The sequence below is a fragment of the Bartonella sp. TS25HLJMH genome, from assembly GCF_042193505.1.
GTDB classification, from domain to species: Bacteria; Pseudomonadota; Alphaproteobacteria; order Rhizobiales; family Rhizobiaceae; genus Bartonella; species Bartonella grahamii.
This window is the reverse complement of the sequence record NZ_JBHILV010000065.1, coordinates 1-1,444: the sequence shown is the minus strand read 5'-3', so window position 1 is coordinate 1,444 and position 1,444 is coordinate 1. Positions and strand designations below refer to the sequence as shown.

The following is a 1,444-nucleotide window of genomic DNA, read 5'->3' as shown; positions in this document are numbered from 1 at the left end:
AATCGACAACCGCGATTAGCTTTCGCTCGTTTTGCTTTTTTGGGAACGTTCTCTTGCTCGTGAATGGGAGGTTGGTTGTCTGATGAGGTTGTGATTTGCTCTGATGTGGCCTCAACAGCAGCAACCTCTGTTGGTTCGTCAACCTGTTCGTTTGTTTCTAAACTTTCAGAACCAATTTCTTTTTTTGCTAAAACGATAGTTTTAGTTTTTTTATTATAACTGTTATTGTCTATGTTAATGTGTTTCATCATGATGTCATCATGACCTCGTGATGACACCATCATGACATCATCATGGTCTTTTGATGAGTCATCTTTATGTTTTTTTCTCTTAGTATTCGCAGCTTTTATAGCTTTTTCTGAAAGTTTATTTAAATTCTCATTGCAATTTTTTAATTCTTCTTCAACATCGAGATTCCATAAACGACCATCTGCTAAACGAATAATATATCCTTCTTCTAGCAAAACATTCAAAGCTGTCTCAAATTTCTTTACTGAATAACCAGTGTAATGAGACAAAACTTTAATGTTACAAAAAAGAGGTTCACCAGTACGAAGCATGCGAAATCGCAATCTCATATAGATATTACCTTCTACAGGAGGTAAATAATCGACGACCACCGCCCATTTATCGGCAAACAGTCTCGTCCATGGTATTTTACTGGACATTCTCTTTGTCCTCCCTGTGCTTATGCGATGCGATTTCTGATTGTTGATTGTTGTTCTTCAGCTCTTCTTCAACATCTGGACTCCAGATGTGGTTGTCGTCAAAAAGAAAGATGTGTCCAGTTTCAGCTAAGAGATCTAGCGCATCATCAAGCTCGTCAATTGAACAGCGAGCTAATGAGGACAAGGCTCGTAAATTGTTTGTAAGAGGCTTCCCAGTGTGTAACATTTTTAATCGCAACCTCATGTAAATATTGCCTTCAGTAGGAGGTAAATCAGCGAGATCAAGAAGCCATTTTTCTACATTAATTTTTATCCATTGGTTTTTATTTGACATTAGTGGTTTCCCCTTCTTTCATTAAATATAAAATTGCTAAAGCATCTGCTTCGTTGTCGTCTTTAGGCACATGCCCTTTTGCACATACCGCCTTAATCATTTCTTCTTTTGAGGCGTTACCTTTTCCTGTTGTTGCCTTCTTAATTGTGCCAACAGGAATGCCTTCATATGGTATCTGATGATGTTCACACCACGCTGTTAAGGTTGCTAGAAAGCCTCCGTAAATATGAGAAGCGTCTGTACCCACATGCCGGCGCACCTCTTCAAAATACACCGCGTCAATTTCATCAACAGATCTCTTTAGTTCAGTAAGCCACCGTTTAAAGCGTAAATAACGCATGCCACCGCCTTCAAAACGGCGTGATTGAAAATCTTCTGTATCGCTTGTTATGTGACCATCCGCACCGCATATCGCCCAGCCTGTCTTGGTCCCTAGATCAAG

At 39.5% G+C, this 1,444-nt stretch carries 2 protein-coding genes and 1 pseudogene; all 3 read right to left on the bottom strand.

All coding sequences use genetic code 11. The annotated features are described in order from the left end of the window. Positions 1-668, bottom strand: a pseudogene (locus tag ACFINF_RS09200) (hypothetical protein); the annotation flags it as partial. Continuing rightward, positions 658-1,002: a DUF1376 domain-containing protein gene (locus ACFINF_RS09195; protein ID WP_375620587.1), complete on the bottom strand. Its 345-nt coding sequence runs from the start codon at positions 1,000-1,002 to the stop codon at positions 658-660. The pseudogene ACFINF_RS09200 and the gene ACFINF_RS09195, both read right to left, overlap by 11 nt. Further along, the coding region (locus tag ACFINF_RS09190; RefSeq protein ID WP_375620586.1) for a crossover junction endodeoxyribonuclease RuvC at positions 992-1,444 on the bottom strand (453 nt) is incomplete at its 5' end. The genes ACFINF_RS09190 and ACFINF_RS09195, both read right to left, overlap by 11 nt.